We start from the raw sequence: 21,619 nt of genomic DNA, 5'->3' as shown, positions 1-21,619 counted from the left end.
GGCCCTACCCCCGCTTCGATTTCAGCACGTCGGCGACCATGCGAAAGCCCCCGAGCTTGTAGTAGCGCTTGAAGGTGTTCCATTTCCCCGGGGCGGCAAAAGCGCGCGACTCGGCGAACATCTGCGGCTCCCGCGCCATGGCCAGCAGGTCTGCCCGTTCGCTCACATCCATGGCATCGAGGTCGAACCCATCCGCATCCAAGTCGGCCTTCAGCTCGGCGCTGGCGCGATTAAGGAAGGGGGCGCGCAGCTCTTCGGATAGCCGGTCGTAGTTCCACATATACGTATAGAATTTCATCCGGTTCTTCACCGGTTCGAGCACCGCACGCAGGTCGGGGCGCTCCTTGAGGTACCGCTCCATTTCGGCATACTCGTCGCACACGCAGAAGACCTTCCCCGGCGAGTTCACCGAAGAGGCTTCGTTATCCTGACGGTAGTCGATAATGGCATCGGGGATGCAGGCTACGCGGCTTGCTGTTGCAAAGACTTTAAAGGTGAACGAAGAATCCTGGTAGGCTGCTCCCGGCGTTTCGAGAAATCGTATCCTGTTTGCATCCAGGAAATCCTTTCGATAGAGAGCAGACCAGATGGAGGGCTTCTGGTAAAAGATCTCCTGGTCGACCTTCGGGTCGATAACCCTGCCGATCGCATCTTTCGGAATCGCGTTGAACGGTTCGCGCCGCTCCTGCGGCACCGACCAGTAGAGGTTGAAGTCGCCTTTTGCAACCGGGGCGTCGCTTTTGGTGACAGCCCTATACAGCTTTTCCAAGGCTCCCGGGCGCATGATGTCATCGGATTCCAGTATTCCTATATACGTACCGTTTACTTGGTCCAGACCCATGTTCATCGACGCCCCGTAACCGGAGTTTGGCTTGTCAATCACGCGGAAGCGGTCGTCTTCGTCCATGAACCGCTGGATGATCGCACGCGAGCCGTCGGTCGATCCGTCGTTGATGCAGATTGCCTCGAAGTCGGAAAACAACTGGGTGCGCAACGACTCCAGGCACTCGTTTAGGTACCGTTCCACGTTGTAGATGGGAATGAGCACAGAGATTTCCGGCACGACAGCGTCCTTCCGCGCGTTCTGCGTTTAATTGCGGTATGCAGGCATTTTACTATGGGTTTGCCGTACCATCGGAACTATCTTCCGTAGGCAACAGCAAAGGGGCGAGATGGACGGCACACCCTTGGTCAGCATCGTCATGCCGGCATACGGCGTGGAGGCCTACATCGGCAAGGCGATCGCCTGCATCCAGGCGCAGACCATCGTCTACTGGGAGCTCATCGTAGTCGACGACGCCTCACCTGACAGAAGCGCCGCCATCGCCGAAGCGGCGGCAGCTGAAGACCCGCGCATCACCGTTCTGCACCACGGCCAGAACCAGGGACTTTCGGGCGCGCGCAACACGGGGATGGCGCACGCTTGCGGCACCTACCTATGGTTCTGCGACCCCGACGACACCTACGACAGCGACCTACTCGGCTGCGCGGTGAGCGCCTTGAAGCGCACCGAAGCCCAGGTGGCCGTGTTCGGCGTGCGCGAGGAATACTACAACGCCAAGGGCGCCTTCCAATACGAGAACGTGGTCCAGCCGGAACCCGGCGCCTGCCTCTCCGCTGAGCGCGTGCACGGGCGAATGCTCCAGCTCGAGCGCGAAACCTGCTACGGCTACGCCTGGAACAAGGTCTATGACCGTGCCTTCCTCGCGTCGACCGGCGCCACCTTCGAAAACGTGAAGCTCATCGAGGACATCACCTTCAACGTGGCCGTGTTCGACCACGTGGACCGCATGGTCGTGCTCGACCGCGCCCCCTACCGTTACGCACGGCGCATCGATGACAACCTCACCAACAAGTTCCTCCCCGACTATTTCGAGCTCCACGAGCGCAGGATCCAGATGCTCTTCGACCAGCAGCAAGCCTGGGGGACGCTCGACGACGATGCGCGCGCGATCCTGGGCAGCCTCTACGCCCGCTACGTACTCTCGGCGCTCGAGCGGAACTTCGATCCGCGCGCCCAAATGCGCAGCGCTGACCGCGCTAAATGGTGCGAGCGAGTCTTCTCGTCGAGCCTGTACAACGAGCTCATCCCCTACGCCCAGGCAGAAGACAGCCGCGCCCTTGCGGAAGCGCTCAAGCCCCTGCAGACCAAGGACGTCAAGCGCACCTTGCAGCTCGCCCGCGTCATACACATCGCCCGCGACAAGTTCCTGCCCCTGTTCACGAAGATCAAGTCGGGGCGGTAGACGGGCCCGTGGGCTCGCAGCTCGCCGACAGGCGAATTGCGCCGGCCCGCGCTAATGCTTGATTGCGCTCCTGAGCGCCGTGAAACCGCCGATGCGCAGGTAGTAACGCGCCTTGGCCGTTTGGCTCGCGTTCACCGGGTACTGGTCGAAGAAGGCCTGAGGGTCGCCAAGGAGGTATTCGAGGTTCTTTGCCTGGTAGGCCTCGAAGAGCTCGGGGCGGTAGGCGCCCTCGTCCCTCCCCTTGCGCAGGTCGGCCACCATGCGCGGCAAGAAGGCCTTCCGCAGGCCCACGGAAAGGCGGGAAAAGTTCCAGATGTAGCTGTCGTACATGAGGCGGTACTTGTAGGGCTTGAGCCACGCCCGCCCTGCGCCTTCGGCGATGTAGTCATCGATGCTCTCGAACTCGTCGCACACGCAGAAGGTCTTGGCGGGGTTGTTCACCGAAGAGCTTTCGTTGTCCTGCCGGTAATGGAGGATGGCGTCTTCCACGCAATAGAGACGCTGGGCGGCAGCAAAGGCCTTGAAGCTGAAGCCCATGTCCTGGAAGCTCGCGCCCGGCGTGGGGTTCAGGCGCACCCCCGAATCGATGAGGAACCCGCGCCGGTACAGGGCCGACCAGATGGAAGGGATGCTCGTGAGAATCGCCGGTTCGTCCTTGGCGCAAAAGACGTGGCCTGCCATATCGGGCTTCACCACAGCAATCTTCTGGTTCTTCTCTTCGGGCTTCGACCAATAGAACCAGTAATTGGCCTTGACGATGTCGGCATCTTCTCGCTGCGCCGCACCGACAAGCAGTTTGAGCGCTGCGGGTTCGAAGAAATCGTCGGGCTCGAGAATAGCGATATAAGTGCCGCGCGCCTCTTCGACGCCTTTGTTCATCGAATCGCCGTAACCCGAATTGGCTTTCGTCAGCACGCGCACCCGAGAATCGCGACGGGCGTATTCAGCGAGCAGACGAGGCGAATCGTCGGTCGACCCATCGTCTATGCAGAGAAGTTCGAAGTCGGCGAACGACTGACCAAGCACAGAATCGACGGCCTGTTGAAGATAGGTCTGCGCGTTATAGACGGGCATGAGCACCGTGATAAAGGGGCGCTCGACGGATGGTTCGCTCATTGCTTGCACCTTTCTCGATGCACTCAGTATACGCAGCATCACGCGCACGAAGGCCGACACAGCGCCTGCAGCCATCAAAGAACCTGCACATGCATTTTGCCGCCCTGCTCTTTGCAGGTAAAATAAGAAAGCTCGTGGACCTTAGGGTCTTCAACGAGGCACCGACAAACGAAGGCATGATGCTATGAGCACTTCCCATACCGCTGCGCGCAAACAAGGCCGCACCACCCAGGTGTCGGAACTCACCCATAACTGGTTCGTGCTGAAATCACTCGTCACGCGTGATTTCAAGCTAAAGTACCGCCGCAGCATCTTAGGCGTGCTCTGGAGCGTTTTGAACCCCTTGCTGATGATGGTCGTGCTTACCGCGGTCTTCAGCTACATGTTCCGCTTCCAGATCGACCACTATCCGCTCTACCTGATCTTGGGGCAGATCATGTTTGGCATGATGCAGGGCGCTACCACTTCTGCGATGAACTCCATCATCGACGCTTCGGCCATGCTGAAGAAGATCCGCATCGAAAAGATGGTGTTCCCGCTCGAGAAAGTGCTCTTCGAGCTCGTGAACTTCGCCATTTCCCTTATCGCCGTCGTTGTTGTGATGATCTACCTGCAGGTCATGCCCACCTGGCTACTGCTCTATCTGCCTCTGCTGCTCGTATACGTCACTGTCTTCACCGCCGGCTTGGGCCTGCTCTTGAGCTCGCTGGCCGTCTTTTTCCGCGACGTCATCCATTTCTGGGACGTCATCTGCACGATGTGGATGTACGCGACGCCTATCTTCTACCCCATCGAAATGCTGCCCGACTGGATGCTTCACGCTATGAAGTTCAACCCCATGTGGCAGTTCATCACCTACTTCCGCGACATCTTCATGTGGAACACGGCACCGAGTCTCAAGCTCAACCTGGTGTGCGCCGGCATGGCAGCCATCACCTTCTGCGTGGGCCTGTTCGCCTTCCGCAAGACCGAGCACAAGTTCATTCTGTACGTATAGGAGCGCCTTATGACCGAAGCTATCGACGTCAAACAGGATGAGCAACCGCAAGCCGCGTGCAAGCCCGCTGCAGGCGAGCACGCCGGCCAAGACCCGATCGTGGAGATCAACCACGTGCGCATGGTCTTTAACATCGCCAACCAGCAGCTCAACAGCCTGAAGGAATACTTCATCGCCCTCGCCCGCCATCAGCTCATGTTCCGCGAATTCGTTGCCTTAGACGACGTATCACTCGACATCTACGCCGGCGAACGCTACGGGTTCGTGGGCGTCAACGGGTCGGGCAAATCAACCCTCTTGAAATGCATCGCCGGCGTACTGGAACCCACCACCGGGTACGTGCGCACCCACGGCTCTATGGCGCCCCTTATCGAGCTGGGAGCCGGGTTCGACATGGAACTTACCGCTCGAGAGAACACCTATCTCAACGGCGCCCTGCTGGGTTACAGCAAGCAGTTCATCGACGACCACTTCGATGAGATCGTCGATTTTGCCGAAGTGCGTGACTTCATCGACATGCCGCTGAAGAACTACTCGTCGGGCATGGTGGCCCGCATCGCCTTCGCCATCGCCACCGTCACCGAACCCGACATCCTGGTGGTCGACGAAGCCCTTTCGGTAGGCGACTTCATGTTCCAGGAAAAATGCGAGAAGCGCATCGACTACCTGGTACACGAACATGGCACCACCTTGCTGTTCGTGTCGCACATCCCCGACCAGGTGCGTCGCGTCTGTAACAAGGCGCTCTGGCTCGACCACGGCACGGTGAAGATGGTCGGCGACGTGAACGAAGTCTGCGACGCCTACGAAGCTACCGACACGAATCGGTAGCGCCCGGACACCGGTCCTCTCAAAGAAATCGGCCCTTTCTGCTCACGCTGCGGAAAGGGCCGATTTCTTTGAGAGGCTGTTCGGAAAGGCGAGAGCCGCAGTTGAGCTACTCCCCTGCCTGCTGTGGCGCATCCCCCGCATCGAGGAAGATTTTCCGGGTCACGAAGTTCCACACCATAACAATCGCCGTGGCACCGATCTTGGTAATCATGTAGTGAATGCCGAAGATTTCCACGCCCGCCCACATGCACACGTTGTTGATGACCAAGCCGATGGCAGACAGCACGACGAAGATGACGAATTCCTTGCGACGGCTCATGTCTTCCTTGTGGGTGAAGACGTAGCGCATGCTGGCGATGTAGTTGAAGATCACCGACGCCGTGAACGAAATCGTCGCACTCACCAGGTAGTTAATGCCCCCAAATTCAGTGAGGACGAAGAGCAGGCCGTAGTCGATGAAGAAGGCGATAATGCCGACGACGCCGAATTTCATGAACTGGTGGATGAGCTTTTTCATTTCGATCCTTTTCGATTTCCCAAATCATGCCGCTTACGGGCGGCAAGCAATCCGAGCGAGACCCCTGTCACAACCGTTATGCCCACGCCTTCGAAGAAGCCAGGTGACACATACGACATGCGGAGCTCATTATCGCCTTTCTGCACGGGAACGGCCATCATGCCGCCGCCGAAGGCAGGGCTGGCCTTCACGGTTTCACCATTCACCTGTACCGTCCATCCCTCGTCGTAGGGCATGCTCAGAAGCAGCCAGCCGTCGTCTGCGGCGGCGTACGAGCCCGACACGTCCCCATCGGAAGCCGACGTGACGCTCATCTGCTGGGAAGCGAGCTTTTCATAGAGGGCATTCCACGCATCGACGTCGAGCGCGTAGACAAGACAGTCAACGCCATCCAAAGAGGGGTTGTCGGAAGCCGTCGCCATCTGCACAGTGACCCCATGGGCGCAATCTTGACTGGGTACCGCCGCATCTACGACCAGGATACTGTGGCCCGTGAACCAGTTTTCCATGTAACGGTTTGCCCCGCCATCTGTGAGGATATTCAGGCCCAAACTAGTATCCGCATTGCGCTGGTCGTCGGTGAGGTAGATATAGGAGAGGGAGCCGGCAGGGGTCGTAAACGACCAGGTAGACCCTTGGCCTGAATCCACGCGCTGGGCGGCCACCGGGGTGTACAGCTGCACCGGCTCGCCGATAAGCGCGCTCGCCAACTGATTCTGCGCCTCGAAGGGATTTGCCGCCTTCGATACGTCGGCCGCAAGCACGTCGGAAGAAGCTGCAAAACCCAACGAGAGGGCGTAGGGGTTTTCCTTCCACGAGGGATACCCATCGACTGCAGGAAGCCCCGTTTCCCGGTAGAAAGGCGCGCTCGCTTGAGTGGAAACGTACTTGACCCCAAACAGCGAGTCGGTCACGAGCAAGGGGCTTTCATAGGTGACGATGCGGGAGTTTTCCTCCTGGTCGTTGGCATAACCGAGCCGTTTCAAAAAGAGCGCGGCCTGGGGATCGGTCGCCGAACTGTAGGCTGCAATACCCCGCGCACCGGTCGCCAAACCTTCGTTGAGAGCACTAATCCCTGCGCGCACATAGGTCTTTTCCGTTCGGTACCAAGAGCTATCAAGTCCCTGAAGCTGGTCGTACTGAGCGCGGCTGTCGTGCACGTAGGCGTCATGCTGGGTTTGCGTATACCCGTTGTAGAGGGTTGGAAGCATAGCGGCCCCCACCCACAGGCAACCACCAATCGCCACGGCAAGGGAAACCCCCGAAGCGACCATGGTCCGTCGTGGATGCGCGGACCACCTGCGCTGGACCACACGGGCGCCTTCGCATGAGAGCAGGAAGAAGACGAAATGGATGAGCCAGGCTACGCGGCAATAGAATCCCGACGGATGATGAAAGCCGCACCAGACGATCTCAAACGCTTTTAACCAGGCGGAAGCCAGCATGACGGCGAGCAATAGCGCGAAGGCGATTTTCTTCGTGCGTGACACCTGCTTTGAAGTGAAGAAGGCGATGGAAAGAACCCATGCCAACACCCCGGGGAATATCTGCGGGGAAACGTTGAGGGTATAGGTAGGATCGACAAGGGCCCGCGCAACGACAGTGAACCCGTACGACTTGAGAAGTTTGCCCGTTACCGCCAGATAGACCGCCCCAGCGAGCACGAGGACGCAAAGCGCACCGACAACACTCCAGGTGATGGCGCGACAGGCTCGGTCGCCGAAACCGTGGAAGAGGGCCCACAGCGATACAGCGAGTAGCACCACGGCAGCAAGACCGGCCGCAAGAGCATACGGCATGCCCCACGATCCCAACAGCGAGGCTACCGACGGCAGAAACACGCCGAAGGCGAGAAGCACAGCGACCGCAACGCATGCGAGAAACTCCGTGAATGCGCGTGAAACGCGCGCGGTATACCGCTCGTCTGAAGACGCCGTCGCCCATTCAACGGCGAAAAGCAGGGAACCGAACAGCACCGTCATATAGCCCATGTACCAGTTGATTGCCACCTGGGCCGCAAGGGCGCCGATTAGAAGGCCCCGCCTGCCTTGGGCAACGAACCGACGAACGCCCATGGCGGCAAGGGGCAAGAAAACAAGGGCGTCGAGCCATAGAGGATTACGAAGGTTGGAAACCGTCCAGGCGGACATGACGAAGGCGAGAGAAAGCGCCAATGCCATAGGAGCGTCCAAGCAGAAGCGACGACGGGCGTACCAGGCCGTCGTCGCACCAGCAAAACCCAGTTTAAGGGCGACCACAAGCACCACGAAATCGGTGATATGACCCGCATCGAAAAAGACGATGAGCAGGTTGAGCGGGCTCGCCAGATAGTAGCCCACCATGCCCCAGGCATTGCTTCCCATGCCCGTGGCAAAGGAATAGAAGAGCGAGCCCTTTCCCTGAATCACCGATTGGTACCAGGTGAAGAAATCGACGTACTGGTACTTCAAATCTTCGGTGAGGAAAGACTCGTCCCCGAATGGGTAGATACCTCCCACCGCTAGCAAGGTGAAAAAGCACACAAGGGGAAGCGCGAAAGCCAAGACGTAGAATGCAACCGCTTTCGCTTTGTGTCTGCGCTCAAAGAGCATACGAGCTCCTAAAAAAAGTCCTGAGCACCATGTGCCCAGGACTTCATAATCAAATGGTGCCCCTACCGAGAATCGAACTCGGGTCTCAGCCTTGAAAGGGCCGCGTCCTGACCGCTAGACTATAGGGACTGTTGCGGTGCCGCTCGAAGCGACTTGCCTATTATAATCAGACTCTTTGCTCAGACGCAAGAACTTTTTTCAAATTCTTGGAAGGGATTTCGGGGCACTCCCCCAAGGCCCGGAGGTTCGACCAGAGAGAAGGCCCCTGCGACGATGGCGCCGCAGGGGCCGATAGCCTCTCGACTGCTAGTTCCAGCCAGCGATATGTTGCAAGGTGGGCGTTTCGCGCACCGAAAGGGGCTGTGCAGCCTCGCTCGGCACGGTCACCGTATAGGTGAACGACGTGCTCTCGCCGGGGGCCACCTGCGAAGCGCAGTACCAGGTTTCGAGCCCTTCATAGCTGGCCTGCGTCATGCCCGCCCGGGAAATCACGCCCGAATAGGGCGGGTACATCGAGGAATCGAAATAACCCGACTCGTTGTCGATAGTGATCGATCCGCCTGCAGGGGCAACCAAGTAGAGGAAGAGCACCATGTCGCCGCTCTCACGAGCGACCCCGTTATGGTTGTCGACGTACGAAGGCAGCTTCTTAGCCTGGTCTTCGGTCAGGTTGTTCTTGTAGGTGGTCGTCACCTGGTAGGACGTCGTGCCGTCGGGGTTCTTGGACCCCTCGCCTACCTGCGTGTCTTCGCTCAGATACCAAGAAAGCTTGGCGCCCGAGTCATCATTGACATACACACCCAGCTCAGGCGTAGAGGGGTCCTGCTTCAGGTTGCCCGCAACGCCCATCTTTTCCATGAGCTGTTCCTGGTCGGGGTCGGCCATCCACACGAGCAGGTTGCCGTTCTGAGCCGACCGCTTCAGCGTGTCGCCGAGCGCGCCCAGATCAGCCGAGCCCACATGTGAGAAGACCTGGTCAGCCGCTTGCGCGGCAACGGCCGCGAAGTAGGCGTCCTGTTTGGCCACCGGGATGTTCCAGTACACGTCGTGGAGCAACACGGTGGACGCGTTGGTGCCGTCGATCGTAGTGCCGTCTTCGGCCTTGAAGCCGCCCACCACCGAAAGCATGTCCTGAAGGAAAATGGGATCGATGGCGATAACGCCGTCGACTGACCCCTTCTTATTGCCTTCCCAGATAGCCGACAGGAGCTCAGACGAACGCGTGAAATCGGGCGTATAACCCACGTCGACGCGTTCAGTGATAAGACGCGTGCCGAAGAGCTGCTTTTCCTCGTCGGTGATTTCAGGTGCCGGGTACTTGCCGTCCTTGTAGTTCTTAAGCTCGTAGGGCGTGTAGAAATCGCCGACTTTCATCTTGCCGTCGGTCACCGTGAGTGAGCCCATCGACCCGGCAAGGCCGCCAGTCGCGTGAATTTCGGCATTGTTCTGAGCGACGATCAGGTAAGTCTTGGTCTGGCCGTTGGCGCCGAGCATAGGGGGCAGTGTTCCAGAAAGCTCGGACGACATCGCCACGACCTGGTTCATCGAAGAGAGCAGGTCCTGGGCCTTCTGCAGGGGCTCGTTGATCTGTGCGACATGGTCGGCATGCACGCTGTTGATATCGTTGGTAGCGCGGTCTACGACCGGGGCGATCGACTGGAGGGAATCAAGCAAGGTAGTAAGCGTATTCACATCGATCGAGCCGTCTGAAGCCACCAGGTTGGAAAGGGAGGCACCTTCGAGACTGGCCGTCATGGGCACCAGACCGTTGGCAGCCAAATCGTCGAAGGACGCGCAGAGCGTGCGCACCGCCTGCACGTCGTTGCCGTACACGGGCACCAAGCTCGCAAGCGTCCACGCCCACCCAGAAGTGCGGTTGTGCATGTCTGAAGCCGAAGAGGCGATGGCCGTGGCCGAATTGTGCGCCCCCTGCGTGTCGCCCGAAAGCAACTGGTCTTTAAGCGACGACGATTGGGCCGTCACCGTGGCTGCGTCGGACTTCACGGCCTGCGCATCGGAATAGAGGGCGTAGGCGGACGCCCCACCCACGCCGATGAGAACGGCGAGGACGATGAGGACGACGACGAGAACGCGCTGCCCCCGATGGCGCTTCTTCCGTCCCCCCTGCGATTCTTTTCCAAGCGAGGAGAAGTAATCTTCCTGCGAGCCGCCGAAGCCTTGGGGGTAGGCGGAACCCGCTGGCGGGTAACCGTCGTTGCCGGATGCAGCGTAACCGGGCCCTGCGCTCCCCTGGCGCCCATACGGGCCCTGCTGAGTGCGGGTCTGGCCCCCGTAAGGTGCCTGTTGGCCGTAGGGCTGCTGCCCTGCCGGAGCGTAACCAGCAGCCGGCTGTTGCCGCCCCACGCGACCCGTCGGCTGGTCGGAAGAAGGTTGACCGTAGGAGCCGCCAGCACCGCCCCCGCGCTGCTGCCCCTGCCCCATGCCGCCGACCCCGTTGGTCCCCATAGGGTCGCCCGGAATGTTCACATGCCTTCCGTGCTTGCCGTATTCATCGTTGCGAGCCATACCACTCCATCCATCCTTGCGTCACACACGCATCGTTGAGGCTTGCTAGCCTTCGAATTATACGCGCACGGGAAGAAGGGGGCCTTCGCCTGCGGAAACGCCCAAGGAAACGACAAAGGCCCACAGGCGCCGCGAAAAAGCGGTGTCCGTGGGCCCTTGCGGGTTTTCAATCGCGCAGCGCTAGGACTTGGTCGTGAAGCTCGTGTGGCACTTGGGGCAGGTCACCTTCACCTTGCCTTTGCCTTTGGGCACGCGCAGGCTTTGCCCGCAGGTCTTGCAGGTATACAGGTGGTACTCCTTATGATAGGTACGCCAATCCTTGAAGGCGCTGTACCGGCGGCGAAACTTCACCTGCACGGGAATGAACTTCACGCCCCAGCGGCGGTTTTCCTCCTGACGCTTGGCCACGTCTTTGCTCGCCATGCGCCAAAAGCTGTAGACGATGCAAGCAAGGGCCAGCAGGCTGAAGGCGCTCGCCGCCCCCGAGCTGAAGAGGCCCACGATGAAGCTGACCACCAGCAAGACCATAGCCGCACCCAAAGCGAACCGGCCCAGGTCGTCACTGCCGTTGCGGCCCTGCATCCATTGCTGCATCTTGTATTGCCAATTGTTCGGTGCCATTCCGTATTCCTTACTGACGTTCGCCCGAACCGTCGGGCATGTCGCTTTCGATGCGTTCGCGCACGATGTAGAGCGGGCGCCTCTTCTCTTCAATGTAACCGCGCGCCAAGTAGTCGCCTATGACGCCCAACGCAATCATCTCGATACCGCCGAACAGGAGCATAAGACTCACGAGCGTGGCATAGCCGGGCACCGCCGTACCGATGATCAGATAATCGACGATAATCACATAGAGCAGATAGGCAAACGAGGCAAGGGACACCACAGCCCCGAACCACTTGACCACCTTCAGGGGCCACGTGCTGAAGGCCATCATACCGACGAAGGCGTATTTGAACAGCGCTCGCACGGTCCATTTGCTCGTGCCGGAATTGCGCTCGCGCGGGGTATAGGGCACCGCATGCGTGCGGAAGCCCACCCAGGCGAAAAGCCCCTTGCTGAACCGATAAGTTTCGGGGAGGGACAGCAGGGCTTCGGCCACGCTGCGGCGAAAGACGCGGAAGTCGCTCATATTTTCGGGGATTTCGATATGGTCGGTCACGCGGTTGAACCATTTGTAGAAAGACCGCTTGAGCCAGGCGACGACCTTTCCCTCGTTGCGCACGTCTTGGTAGGCAGCGACCACATCGGTGCCGGGATGGGTGCGCAGGTAGTCGAACATGGAAAGGGCCAGTGCAGGCGGCTGCTGCAGATCGGCGTCGATAAGGCACAGGGTGCGGCCGCGCGCGGCCTTCATGCCCGCATAGATGGCGCTTTCCTTGCCGAAGTTGCGCGAGAAGGAAATCACCTGCACGGGAACGCTCCCATCGGCATCGGCCGCGACCTCGCGCAAGCGCGCAAGCGTGGCGTCGCGACTCCCGTCGTCGACGAAGACGAGTTCGATGGATACGTGCGCTTCATCGAAAGTCTGCACCGCTTCCCGGTAGAAGGCTTCGACGTTGCCCTCTTCGTTGAAGCAGGGAACGATCAGAGAAAGGTCGACCGGAAGCGCGCCTGTATCCGCAGAGCTTGCAGAGAGTTGCTCGTCATCGAGCGAAGAATGCATACAACGCCTTTCTTATGTGCACGTGCCTTGCATTTTCAGTCTATCCCGCCATCTTGAAAAAACCTGAAATGCGCTCTGCTAGAATCGAAAAGACGCACAACGAACATTTCAGCCACGTACCTGAAAGGAACTATGGGCACTTCGAAAGACAGCGGCGACTTAGCCCACGCGGCAAGCCCGTCGCGCCAACAGGAAGGCCACGCGCCTGCCGCTTCCTCGCTCGGCGCACCCGACGCCGAGCCTCCCCTCCCGGTTCGCTCGCTCACGCACCGCAAGAAGCGGCGCGCTTCTGCCGTCAAGCCCATCCGCATGCCCAAACCGCAGCAAAAGACCGCGGTGCTCGTGCACGCCGACGACTTCGGCATCACCGTCGAGCAATCGAAACGCATTCTTTCCTATTCCACCGCCTGCGGCGGCCAGGGCGCGCTCAACAGCGTGTCGGTGTTCGCCAACGGCCCCCAGTTCGCCGACTGCGCCTACCTGCTCGACGACCACTGGGACCACCTGCACGTAGCCCTGCACGTAAACGTCGTAGAAGGGCCGTCGGTCTTAGGCGCCCGCGCCGTGCCCCTGCTCGTCGACGACAACGACGTCTTCTGCTTGAGCTTCCAGCAGATGCTCTCGCTTTCGATGGGCAGCCGCCACGACGAGTTGCAGGCCCAGCTGGAAATGGAAATCGGCGCCCAACTCGACCGCTATCTTGAACGCTTTCCCAAGGCGCGCCATGCCCTGCGCATCGACAGCCACCAGCATTTCCATTTGATCCCGGCCGTCTTCGATGCAATGCTGGCCGTCATCGATTCGCGCGATTGCGAGCTGGAATACATCCGCATTCCAGCCGAACCGGTGATGCCCTTCCTGAAAAATCCTTCCGTACTGCCCAAGATTCCGCCCATCAACTGGGTCAAGCATTGGCTGCTCAACTACTTGTGGCGCTGGGACAAGGACGAGCTCGAAGGCCACAAAGACCTCACCGGCGTGTTCTGCGGCATCAACCTGAGCGGGCACATGACGCCCGACCGCGTGTCGATCGTGTTGAAGTCCTTCGAAGAATACGCCAAAGCCAAGGGCCAGCCGCTCGAACTGCTTTTCCATCCGGGTGGCTGCCCCAAAGAGGATTGCATGAACCCCGCGCTCGCCGGGTTCGTCGATTTCTACACCTCGCCCAACCGCGACCGCGAGGGCGACACCATACGCAAACTCGAGGAGTGGCTCGGCTAGCCGGCTGGGCCCACTCCGCTCGCGGTTTCCTCGTGCAGATTCGTTCGCTTACACGAGCGGGCGTTACACTATTGCTTTATGCGGAAAGCGCCTTTGCGTGCACGTCCAGATTCCGCACCTTATATTCGTTTTCATCAAGGACTTACCTCTATGACCAAACATTTCGATGAGCTCGGCCTTTCCGAGCTCGCTCTGGCCGCCGTGCGCGACCTTGGATATCTCGACCCCACCCCCGTGCAGGAGCAGGCCATTCCCGCCGTGCTCGAAGGGCGCGACGTCATCGCCGCAGCCAAAACCGGCACCGGGAAAACCGCCGCGTTCAGTTTGCCTTCCATGGACAAGCTGGGGCACGCCCGCCATGGGCAGGGCCCGCTCATGCTCGTGGTGACCCCCACCCGCGAGCTCGCCATGCAAATCGAAGAGGTCTGCACCGCGATCGCCAAGGAAACCCACCACAAGGTGAGCAAGGTCATCGGCGGCGTAGCCTACGGCCCGCAGATCGACGCGCTCGCCAAGGGCACCGACGTCCTCATCGCCACGCCCGGTCGTTTGGTCGACCTGATCAAGCAAGATGCCGCCCACTTGGGCCAGGTCGAAACGCTCGTGCTCGACGAAGCCGACCGAATGCTCGACATGGGCTTTTTGCCCGACATGAAGCGCATTGTGGCCCAGTGCCCCGAAAAGCGCCAGACGCTTCTCTTCAGCGCCACGATCGACGACGGCATCGAGCGCAACATGAAGGACCTTTTGCACGACCCCGTCTTCGTGGAAATCGCCCATAAGGGCGAAACCGCCGACACGGTAGACCAGTACATCGTGCGCGTGGCCCAGCGCCAGAAAAACGACCTCCTTATCTCGCTGCTGAAAGAACAGGGCGGCACCCGCATCATCGTGTTCGCGCGCACCCGCCATCGCGTGGACAACTGCGTCCGCAAGCTGCGCCGAGCGGGCTTCAAATGCGAGCCCATCCATTCCGACCGCCGTCAGAACCAGCGCAAGCGCGCGCTCGAAGCATTCGCGGCCGGCCGCTGCGACATCCTGGTGGCCACCGACGTGCTCGCCCGCGGCATCGATGTGTCCGACGTGAACTATGTGGTGAATTTGGACCTTCCCGAGCAGGCCGAAGACTACGTCCATCGCATCGGCCGTACGGGCCGCGCCGGCGAAGAGGGCTTTGCCGTATCTTTCGTATCTCCTGAAACCGAAAACCTCCTGCGCGACATCGAAAAGCTTATTGGCAAGAAGATCCCCACCATGGAAGTGAAGAGCTTCGACGCAAGCGAAAGCGATGCGGCCCTTGCCAAAAACGCCACGCGCAAGAACGCCAAGGACGACCCCGAACTTGCCGAGGCAGCCAAAGAGTTCGAGTCCCAGAAGGCGTCGAAGAAAAAGAACCAGCAGAAGCGCGACCAAGAAGAGACCGACGAGCGTGCAGAGCGTAACGAAGGCGGTTCCCAGAAGCAGCGCCGCAACCGTCGCCCCCAGCCTCAGAAGACCCGTGGAACTGCCCAGAAGCAGGGCAAGAAGAACCAGCGAGGCGCCGAAGGACGTTCGCAGGGCGGTAAGAGAGGCCAGAACCAGAACAAGCGCGGAAACGGCCGAGGCCGCAAGAACGGTAACCAGGGCGCGCCGCACAACGAATGGGGCGGCACCGAGTTCAACACCTACCGCAAGCCTCATAAACAGAGCGTGAACGGCGGTGGGTCCAGAAGCAACGCCCGACCGGGACAGGGCGCTCGCAAAGACCGCTCCAACCGCGATGGCAACCGATCGATGCGACCGGGCCGCGGCGGCAGACGATAATATGCAAAAAGTGGGCGCTTCGGCGCCCACTTTTTATTCTCTTTGAATGCATCAGTGAGGCCAGGTCTCTCTGACTCTCGCTTATTCAAACTGAGCGTATCTCACTTCCGCGGCAATCTTTGCCGGACGCCACCAAGACTCGTGCTGCCTGTACCAGGCGATCGTCTGGTCGAGGCCCCCCAAAAAGTCGGTGTGCCGGGGCCGCCACTCCAGCTCGGTTTCCAGCTTTGAGGGGTCTATCGCATAGCGGCGGTCGTGGCCGGGCCGGTCGCGCACCCAATCGAAGTCGTCGGAGCCCTTCCCCATGCGCTCGAGGATGGCCCGCAGCACGTCGATGTTGCTGCGCTCGCCGTTGGCGCCGATAAGGTAGGTCTCCCCGATGCGCCCCTCGGTCAGGATCCTCCAGACGGCCGACGAGTGGTCCTCGGTGTGGATCCAGTCGCGCACGTTCCGCCCGTCGCCATAGAGCTTGGGGCGGACGCCGTCGATGACGTTGGTGATCTGGCGCGGGATGAACTTCTCGACGTGCTGGTAGGGGCCGTAATTGTTGGAGCAGTTCGAGATCGTGGCCCTCACGCCGTAGGTGCGCACCCAGGCCCGCACGAGCAGGTCGGAGCTCGCCTTGGTGGAGCTGTAGGGGCTGCTCGGGCGATAGGGGTCGTCGGGTTCGAAGCGGCGCGGCTCGTCGAGCGCCAGGTCGCCGTAGACCTCATCGGTCGAGATGTGGTGGAAGCGCACGCCATGGCTCCGCGCGGCCTGGAGCAGCCGGTAGGTCCCCTCGACGTTGGTCTTGAGGAAGGGCTCCGGGTCGGCGATGGAGTTGTCGTTGTGGCTTTCGGCGGCGTAGTGGACGATGGCGTCGTGGCCGGGGACGAGGCGGTCGAGCAGGGCGGCGTCGCAGATGTCGCCCACCACGAGCTCGACGCGGTCTTCGGGCAGGCCGTTCAAATTGCGGGGATTGCCCGCGTAGGTGAGCTTGTCGAGGACCGTCACGTGCCCGACCAGGTCGTTTTCGATCACGTAATGCACGAAGTTGCTGCCGATGAAGCCGCAGCCGCCCGTGACGATGATGTTGTCGAATGATTCCGCCATGGGCCAACCTTCCCGAAAATCGGACACGGTAGATCAGGCAAAGCAAAAGATTACCACTGCCCCGCCGATAGCGCCGCTCGGGGGTTCTTCTGCAGCGGTTTCCCTCATCCACGGTATCGTATTCACCGAAGAAAAAGGAGGGAACGTATGCGCATTGCAGTGGCAAGTAACGGTTTGGACGTCGCAGACAATTTCTCTACCTGCCAGAACTTCAATTTCTTCGATACGAGCGCCTACGAAATCGTGGACACGCGCAACATCCCCGCAGACGAACTCACCTGCGACGAGCGCGTCGCTCTGCTCGATCATCTCGATACCGATGCCCTGGTGTGCGGCTGTGTGCGCGCCGACACCAAAAACGAGCTCTCGCGTCGTTCGGTGGCCGTAGCAAGCGGGTTTTCCGGACCGGCCTACACGGCAGCGGAATCCTACGTGAACGCCCGTGCCGAAGAGCTTCTGGCAGATACCCCGCAGGAAGACGACGAATAGACCCTTTCTACACCGGGCATGCAGAGAGGAACCGGCCAACGCGAGCTGCCCCCGTAACGCAAGAAATCCCCGCTCATCCTTAATGGGCGGGGATTTCTATATGCAGCAAACCAATGCTTAGGCGAGGGCCTTCTTGGCGACTTCCACCAGAGCGGCGAACGCAGGAGCGTCGTTCACGGCCATGTCGGCGAGCACCTTGCGGTCGAGTTCGACGCCGGCCTTCTTCAGACCGTTCATGAAGGTGCTGTAGGACATGCCGTTCAGGCGAGCCGCAGCGTTTATGCGGGTAATCCAGAGACGACGGATGTCGCGCTTCTTGTTGCGACGGTCGCGGTACTGGTACTGAAGCGAATGCTGAACCTGTTCCTTGGCCTTGCGGTAGCTGCGGGAACGAGCACCGTAGTAACCCTTCGCACGCTCGAGGGTGGTCTTACGCTTCTTATGGGCGCTTACTGCGCGCTTTACACGAGCCATTCTATAACTCCCCTTCTAACTACTAGCGACGACCGAGATTGCGGGCGATGACCTTGCGGTCAGCGGGAGCAATGGTGGTCTCGTGACGGAAATTGCGCTTACGCTTCTGGCTCTTCTTGGTCATGATGTGGCTCTTGAAGGCCTTGCCGCGAACGATCTTGCCGGAACCGGTCACGCGGAAGCGCTTGGCGGTACCTTTATGCGTCTTCATCTTGGGCATGGATTACTCCTCGTCCTTTCCCTGATTCTTGCCTTTGCCGCCCTTCTTGGCAGCTTCCTTCTTTTTCTTGACCGTAGAAGGCAGCGGTGCGATGACCATGTGCATGTTGCGGCCTTCCATCTTGGGCTGGGCCTCGATGACGGCCATGTCTTTCAGGTCGTCGGCCAGGCGTTCCAAGATGCTCAAGCCCTGATCGGGATGAGCCATTTCGCGGCCACGGAACATGATGGTGATCTTGACCTTGTTGCCCTGCTCGAGGAAGCGGATGACGTGCTTCTTCTTGGTCGTGTAGTCGCCCACATCGATTTTGGGGCGGAACTTCATTTCCTTGGTCTCGATCTTGGTCTGGTTCTTGCGAGCTTGCTTCTGCTTGATGGCCTGTTCGTACTTGAACTTGCCGTAGTCCATCACGCGGCATACGGGCGGCTTGGCGTTGGGGGCGATTTCCACCAAATCCAGGCCGGCATTGTCGGCAACGTGCTGGGCTTCTTCGACGGCGCAGATACCCATCTGCTCTCCGTCATAGCCGATCAGACGCACTTCACGAGCGGTGATCTGCTCATTGAGCCTTGGCTCTTTAGCAGCTATCGCAAACACCTCCTTATGGAGTTCCTACTACGCACTGCATAAAGAAAACCCGCAGCTTTCGCCACGGGTTCACCAATGAATTGTCGGACATCCGACGCGTATTCATGTGACCCATCAGCAGCGATAAGCGCCGAACTAGGTGGAAGCGTGTGGCTTCTCTTTAAACAGCTTTTGTATAGTAACACAGCAAAAAGAGATGGAGCGCGGCGCATAGGTTTTACATAAATGGAAGCGCAACAGCACGCCCGCGCTAATCGTCTGTGCGATCGTCGGGGGGAATCTGACTCCCCCGCTCGTAGCCGGGCGGCACGCGGGGACCGCTTTGACCACGGTTGACGTAGAAGTGCTGCAAGACGGGCTTGAACAAGCCGAACTTCCAGATAATCACGAACACGACCGCCAAGAGGACAAGGAGCACGAGGTAACGCTCGATGCCGGTGAGCTTGCCGACCACGATTCCCACAATGCCCAGCGCAGCCGTGCAGGCGTACAAGATGAGCACCGACTTGCGCTGGCCTAGGCCTGCATCAATCAGGCGATGGTGGATGTGCCCCAGGTCGGGCTCGTCGATATGCTTATGCTGACGCTTGCGGCGGATGATCGCCGACGTGGTGTCGAGCACGGGCACACCCGCCATCACGAGCGGGACCACCATCATCACCAAGCTCTGCGTGCGCGCCACGCCCATGATGGACACGATGCCCACCATCATGCCCAGGAAGAGCGACCCGGAATCGCCCATGAAGACGCTCGCCGGATAGAAGTTGAAGCGCAAGAAAGCCAAGCAGGACCCAATGAGGGCCACGCACATAGCCGAGAGCATGTAGCTGCCGCTCCCTAGCACCAACACGAGCAAGCAGGAGCTCACGATGGCCACCAGGCCAGCCGCCAATCCGTCGAGGCCGTCGATGAGGTTGGTGATGTTCAAGAACACGAGCAGGTAGATGACCGTGATCGGAAAGTCCCACACGCCGAGCGGAATGAGGTCGCTCGTGATGGGCACCACGATCGCCTTCACCGACACGCCCGAAGCGAACACGATGCAGCAGGCCACGATCTGCAGGACGAACTTCTGCTTGGCCCGCATCTGGTGAATGTCGTCGTAGAGGCCCACCAAGAAGGCGAAGGTAATACCCCCGATAAGGAGGAAGCCGTTCACGTCGGTTTCCATCACGAAATCGAGGATGCTGCGCCCATAGGTCTTGGCCTGCACGAACACCAGGGCCAGCGCAGCCATGAAGCCCACATAGAGGGCAATCCCCCCGCAGCGCGGCACGGGCATGTTGTTGATGCGCCGATTGCTCGGGTAGTCGATGGCCCCGATCTTCATCGCGATACGCCGCGACACGGGCACCGTAAGGTAGGTGACCGCAAGCGAAACGAGAAAGGCGAGGCTTGTTTGTGCAAGCAGGCTGTTCATAGACCGGCGGCTACCTAGGCGGCATTCACGTAGACGGTGATCTGACGAATGGTGTTGGCAAGATTGCCCGTGGCGTTGGCGGCGGTGTAGTCGTAGGAAAGCACGGCCGACCAGGTGTAATTGGTTCCGTTGGCAGATGCCGAACCGTCGAAGGTGGCGCGTTCGGCCACGAGGGTCGTGCCGTCGCTCGCGTAGGTCTGGTAGGCATCCTTGTCGGTAGGCAGTTCCGCCGTGCCGTCGGCAACGGTGAGGCCCGCATCGTCGAGGGTCTTTTCGACCACGTGCTCGTTTTCAACCGCGTCTTTGAAGCTGAGCGAGCCGTAGCCCAGCTCGGCGGTCGATGCCGTGTAACCCGCCTGAACAACCGTGCCGTTGGCGTCGAGGCCCAGGTAGACCGTAGGCGTGTTGGAATGCGAATCGGCCGGCTCTTCGGTGAGCATGACCGTCACGTTGGTCACGACCGGATTGCCTTCGATCGACTGGTTGGTGCTAAGGGTGACCGTGGCGCCATGGGCAAGCTGGGTGACCGCCTGGTCCTGCGTAAGGCCGATGAGCGACACAAGGGCGGGCACATCGGTCTGCTTGACGTTTTCATTGCTCGCGTCCTTGTTGGCGTCGTCGGTGGTGGCAACCTGGTCGGTCTGGGAAGCGGTTTCGTTGGTCTGCTGCACGGCCGTGGTCTGGCTCGTTTGGTACATCTGGTAGCCGAAGTAGCCGATGGCGCCCGCGAAAACGACGAGCACGACGATTGCGACGATAAGGACGCGACGCATGCGATGCGACCGTTTCACACTGTCGGGAAGGCTGTCGAACTGCTCCTTCTTCGTGGGCTTGGCATGGCTTCCACGAGGCGACGCTTCGGAAGCGGCGGATTCGGCGCTGTCTTCGACATGGGCATCCTCCCCCGCCTCGACCACGGCGGCACCTTCCGTTTCGGCACGCTTGGCGCGACGGGCGGCCGCCTCGTAGGCGCGCAGGTCGGCGGCCGTTTGGTGTACGCCGTGCATCTTGTCGCCGTAGCGGTAGTAGTCGCGCTGATCGTCATCGAGAATCGAATCGGCGTCGTCGAGGAACTCGTCGGCGTCGGCGTCATGGTCGAAAGCCCCATCTTCGTCGAAGGGCACGCCGGTCACTTCGTCGCGCTCTTCTTCGCGCAGCGGGGCCACCCCGCCTTCCGCATCAAAGGGACGCGGCGCGGGAAACTCGTTGGCGCTATTCGCCATGGCGGGCGATGAGGCGTGAGATTTGTTAGTTTCGGACGGCTGTGCGCCAGCCGTATCGTTCTTGTTGTCAGCCATACCGTACCAACCTTTCCGTACGGAACTTACTGGGACAGTGCGATGTAGGCGACCCCCACCACGACAAGCACGATCGCGATGGCGATGATCACGAGCTGCATCGACCGGAAGGGGCCTTTGGAATGGAGGTCCTCTTCGGTGGTGACGAGGGAGTTGGCCGCTTCGCGCGCCTTCTTGCGGGCCAGGTGATCTTGCAAGGCACGGGCCTCTTCCTCGTTTGCAGGGGTAACGCCGCCGGGGAAGGCCGACGCGTCGATCGCAGGCTGAGCGTCGTCGCACGTTTCAGAGGGTGCAGGCTCGGCGGCAGGTGCGGGACGCTGCGCGCGAGGCGCTGGATTCGACGCCGCATGTGCACCACTGCGGCGCGCGCCCGCCTCGATGACAAGGTCGTCGTCTTCGTCGCTGACGGAGATGTGCTTGAACTCATTTTGATCGGCCACGTGACTCACCTACTTTCTACCGAAGGCTCATTATAGAGCATCGCCCCCTACTCCCCTTTTTGCACAGCAAACCTTCAACGGCCG

At 60.1% G+C, this 21,619-nt stretch carries 20 protein-coding genes and 1 tRNA gene; 6 read left to right on the top strand and 15 right to left on the bottom strand.

From position 1 onward, the window contains the following. Positions 1–4: 4 nt before the first annotated feature. The gene (locus BN3270_RS05660) at positions 5–1,063 is read right to left on the bottom strand and encodes a glycosyltransferase family 2 protein (RefSeq protein WP_058986176.1); all 1,059 of its coding nucleotides are present in this window, start codon (positions 1,061–1,063) and stop codon (positions 5–7) included. Positions 1,064–1,172: 109 nt separating this feature from the next. Between BN3270_RS05660 and BN3270_RS05655 the strand changes: the two genes are divergently transcribed. Further along, positions 1,173–2,246: a glycosyltransferase family 2 protein gene (locus tag BN3270_RS05655; RefSeq protein ID WP_058986175.1), complete on the top strand. Its 1,074-nt coding sequence runs from the start codon at positions 1,173–1,175 to the stop codon at positions 2,244–2,246. 51 nt (positions 2,247–2,297) lie between these two features. Here BN3270_RS05655 and BN3270_RS05650 read toward each other — a convergent pair whose 3' ends face one another. Next, positions 2,298–3,362 (bottom strand): glycosyltransferase family 2 protein, encoded by a 1,065-nt coding sequence (locus BN3270_RS05650; RefSeq protein ID WP_058986174.1) that lies wholly within the window; start codon positions 3,360–3,362, stop codon positions 2,298–2,300. 184 nt (positions 3,363–3,546) lie between these two features. Between BN3270_RS05650 and BN3270_RS05645 the strand changes: the two genes are divergently transcribed. Together BN3270_RS05645 and BN3270_RS05640 are read left to right on the top strand one after the other, a co-directional pair. Then, positions 3,547–4,359 carry an ABC transporter permease gene (locus BN3270_RS05645; protein WP_058986173.1) on the top strand — a complete coding sequence of 271 codons (813 nt, stop codon included), beginning with the start codon at positions 3,547–3,549 and terminating at the stop codon, positions 4,357–4,359. Between the two features lie 9 nt (positions 4,360–4,368). Next, positions 4,369–5,190, top strand: a complete 822-nt coding sequence (locus BN3270_RS05640; RefSeq protein ID WP_082673386.1) for an ABC transporter ATP-binding protein — start codon at positions 4,369–4,371, stop codon at positions 5,188–5,190. A gap of 106 nt (positions 5,191–5,296) precedes the next feature. Here the strand turns inward: BN3270_RS05640 and BN3270_RS05635 are convergent, their stop codons facing one another. The 6 genes from BN3270_RS05635 to BN3270_RS05610 form a co-directional block, all read right to left on the bottom strand. Next, complete coding sequence (locus BN3270_RS05635; protein WP_058986172.1) at positions 5,297–5,707, bottom strand: GtrA family protein; 411 nt, start codon at positions 5,705–5,707, stop codon at positions 5,297–5,299. Then, positions 5,704–8,298, bottom strand: coding sequence for a YfhO family protein (locus BN3270_RS05630; protein ID WP_058986171.1), 2,595 nt, complete (start codon positions 8,296–8,298; stop codon positions 5,704–5,706). The genes BN3270_RS05635 and BN3270_RS05630 overlap by 4 nt, the downstream gene beginning before the upstream one ends. A 54-nt stretch (positions 8,299–8,352) precedes the next feature. Further along, positions 8,353–8,427, bottom strand: a tRNA-Glu gene (locus tag BN3270_RS05625). A gap of 177 nt (positions 8,428–8,604) precedes the next feature. Beyond that, positions 8,605–10,824, bottom strand: coding sequence for a DUF4012 domain-containing protein (locus BN3270_RS05620; RefSeq protein ID WP_058986170.1), 2,220 nt, complete (start codon positions 10,822–10,824; stop codon positions 8,605–8,607). A gap of 180 nt (positions 10,825–11,004) precedes the next feature. Next, the gene (locus tag BN3270_RS05615; protein WP_058986169.1) at positions 11,005–11,445 is read right to left on the bottom strand and encodes a hypothetical protein; all 441 of its coding nucleotides are present in this window, start codon (positions 11,443–11,445) and stop codon (positions 11,005–11,007) included. Between the two features lie 10 nt (positions 11,446–11,455). After that, positions 11,456–12,490 (bottom strand): glycosyltransferase family 2 protein, encoded by a 1,035-nt coding sequence (locus tag BN3270_RS05610; RefSeq protein ID WP_058986168.1) that lies wholly within the window; start codon positions 12,488–12,490, stop codon positions 11,456–11,458. 132 nt (positions 12,491–12,622) lie between these two features. On the opposite strand from BN3270_RS05610, the gene BN3270_RS05605 reads away from it, so the two are divergent. Further along, the gene (locus BN3270_RS05605; protein ID WP_058986167.1) at positions 12,623–13,711 is read left to right on the top strand and encodes a ChbG/HpnK family deacetylase; all 1,089 of its coding nucleotides are present in this window, start codon (positions 12,623–12,625) and stop codon (positions 13,709–13,711) included. Positions 13,712–13,861: 150 nt separating this feature from the next. Further along, the gene (locus BN3270_RS05600; RefSeq protein ID WP_058986166.1) at positions 13,862–15,514 is read left to right on the top strand and encodes a DEAD/DEAH box helicase; all 1,653 of its coding nucleotides are present in this window, start codon (positions 13,862–13,864) and stop codon (positions 15,512–15,514) included. A gap of 81 nt (positions 15,515–15,595) precedes the next feature. Here BN3270_RS05600 and rfbB read toward each other — a convergent pair whose 3' ends face one another. After that, positions 15,596–16,606: a dTDP-glucose 4,6-dehydratase gene (gene rfbB / locus BN3270_RS05595; RefSeq protein ID WP_058986165.1), complete on the bottom strand. Its 1,011-nt coding sequence runs from the start codon at positions 16,604–16,606 to the stop codon at positions 15,596–15,598. Between the two features lie 147 nt (positions 16,607–16,753). Here rfbB and BN3270_RS05590 point away from each other — a divergent pair, with 147 nt between their 5' ends. Further along, positions 16,754–17,095: a NifB/NifX family molybdenum-iron cluster-binding protein gene (locus BN3270_RS05590; RefSeq protein WP_058986164.1), complete on the top strand. Its 342-nt coding sequence runs from the start codon at positions 16,754–16,756 to the stop codon at positions 17,093–17,095. 117 nt (positions 17,096–17,212) lie between these two features. Here BN3270_RS05590 and rplT read toward each other — a convergent pair whose 3' ends face one another. The 6 genes from rplT to BN3270_RS05560 all read right to left on the bottom strand — a co-directional run bounded on the left by rplT (position 17,213) and on the right by BN3270_RS05560 (position 21,535). Continuing rightward, on the bottom strand, positions 17,213–17,569 hold the full coding sequence (gene rplT / locus BN3270_RS05585) for a 50S ribosomal protein L20 (RefSeq protein WP_058986163.1): 357 nt from the start codon (positions 17,567–17,569) through the stop codon (positions 17,213–17,215). Positions 17,570–17,591: 22 nt separating this feature from the next. Continuing rightward, the gene (gene rpmI / locus BN3270_RS05580) at positions 17,592–17,789 is read right to left on the bottom strand and encodes a 50S ribosomal protein L35 (RefSeq protein WP_058986162.1); all 198 of its coding nucleotides are present in this window, start codon (positions 17,787–17,789) and stop codon (positions 17,592–17,594) included. 3 nt (positions 17,790–17,792) lie between these two features. Further along, positions 17,793–18,386 (bottom strand): translation initiation factor IF-3, encoded by a 594-nt coding sequence (infC, locus tag BN3270_RS05575; RefSeq protein WP_058986161.1) that lies wholly within the window; start codon positions 18,384–18,386, stop codon positions 17,793–17,795. Positions 18,387–18,627: 241 nt separating this feature from the next. Then, on the bottom strand, positions 18,628–19,797 hold the full coding sequence (locus BN3270_RS05570; RefSeq protein WP_058986160.1) for a glycosyltransferase family 4 protein: 1,170 nt from the start codon (positions 19,795–19,797) through the stop codon (positions 18,628–18,630). 14 nt (positions 19,798–19,811) lie between these two features. Then, positions 19,812–21,095: a hypothetical protein gene (locus tag BN3270_RS05565; protein ID WP_058986159.1), complete on the bottom strand. Its 1,284-nt coding sequence runs from the start codon at positions 21,093–21,095 to the stop codon at positions 19,812–19,814. Between the two features lie 26 nt (positions 21,096–21,121). After that, entirely contained in the window at positions 21,122–21,535 is a 414-nt protein-coding gene (locus BN3270_RS05560; RefSeq protein WP_058986158.1) for a hypothetical protein, read from the bottom strand. Positions 21,536–21,619 lie beyond the last annotated feature (84 nt).

Origin of the sequence: Hugonella massiliensis, assembly GCA_001486445.1 — a bacterium.
Taxonomy (GTDB): Bacteria; Actinomycetota; Coriobacteriia; order Coriobacteriales; family Eggerthellaceae; genus Hugonella; species Hugonella massiliensis.
The sequence above is the reverse complement of the archived record's forward strand: the minus strand, read 5'-3'. Positions and strand labels throughout refer to the sequence as shown.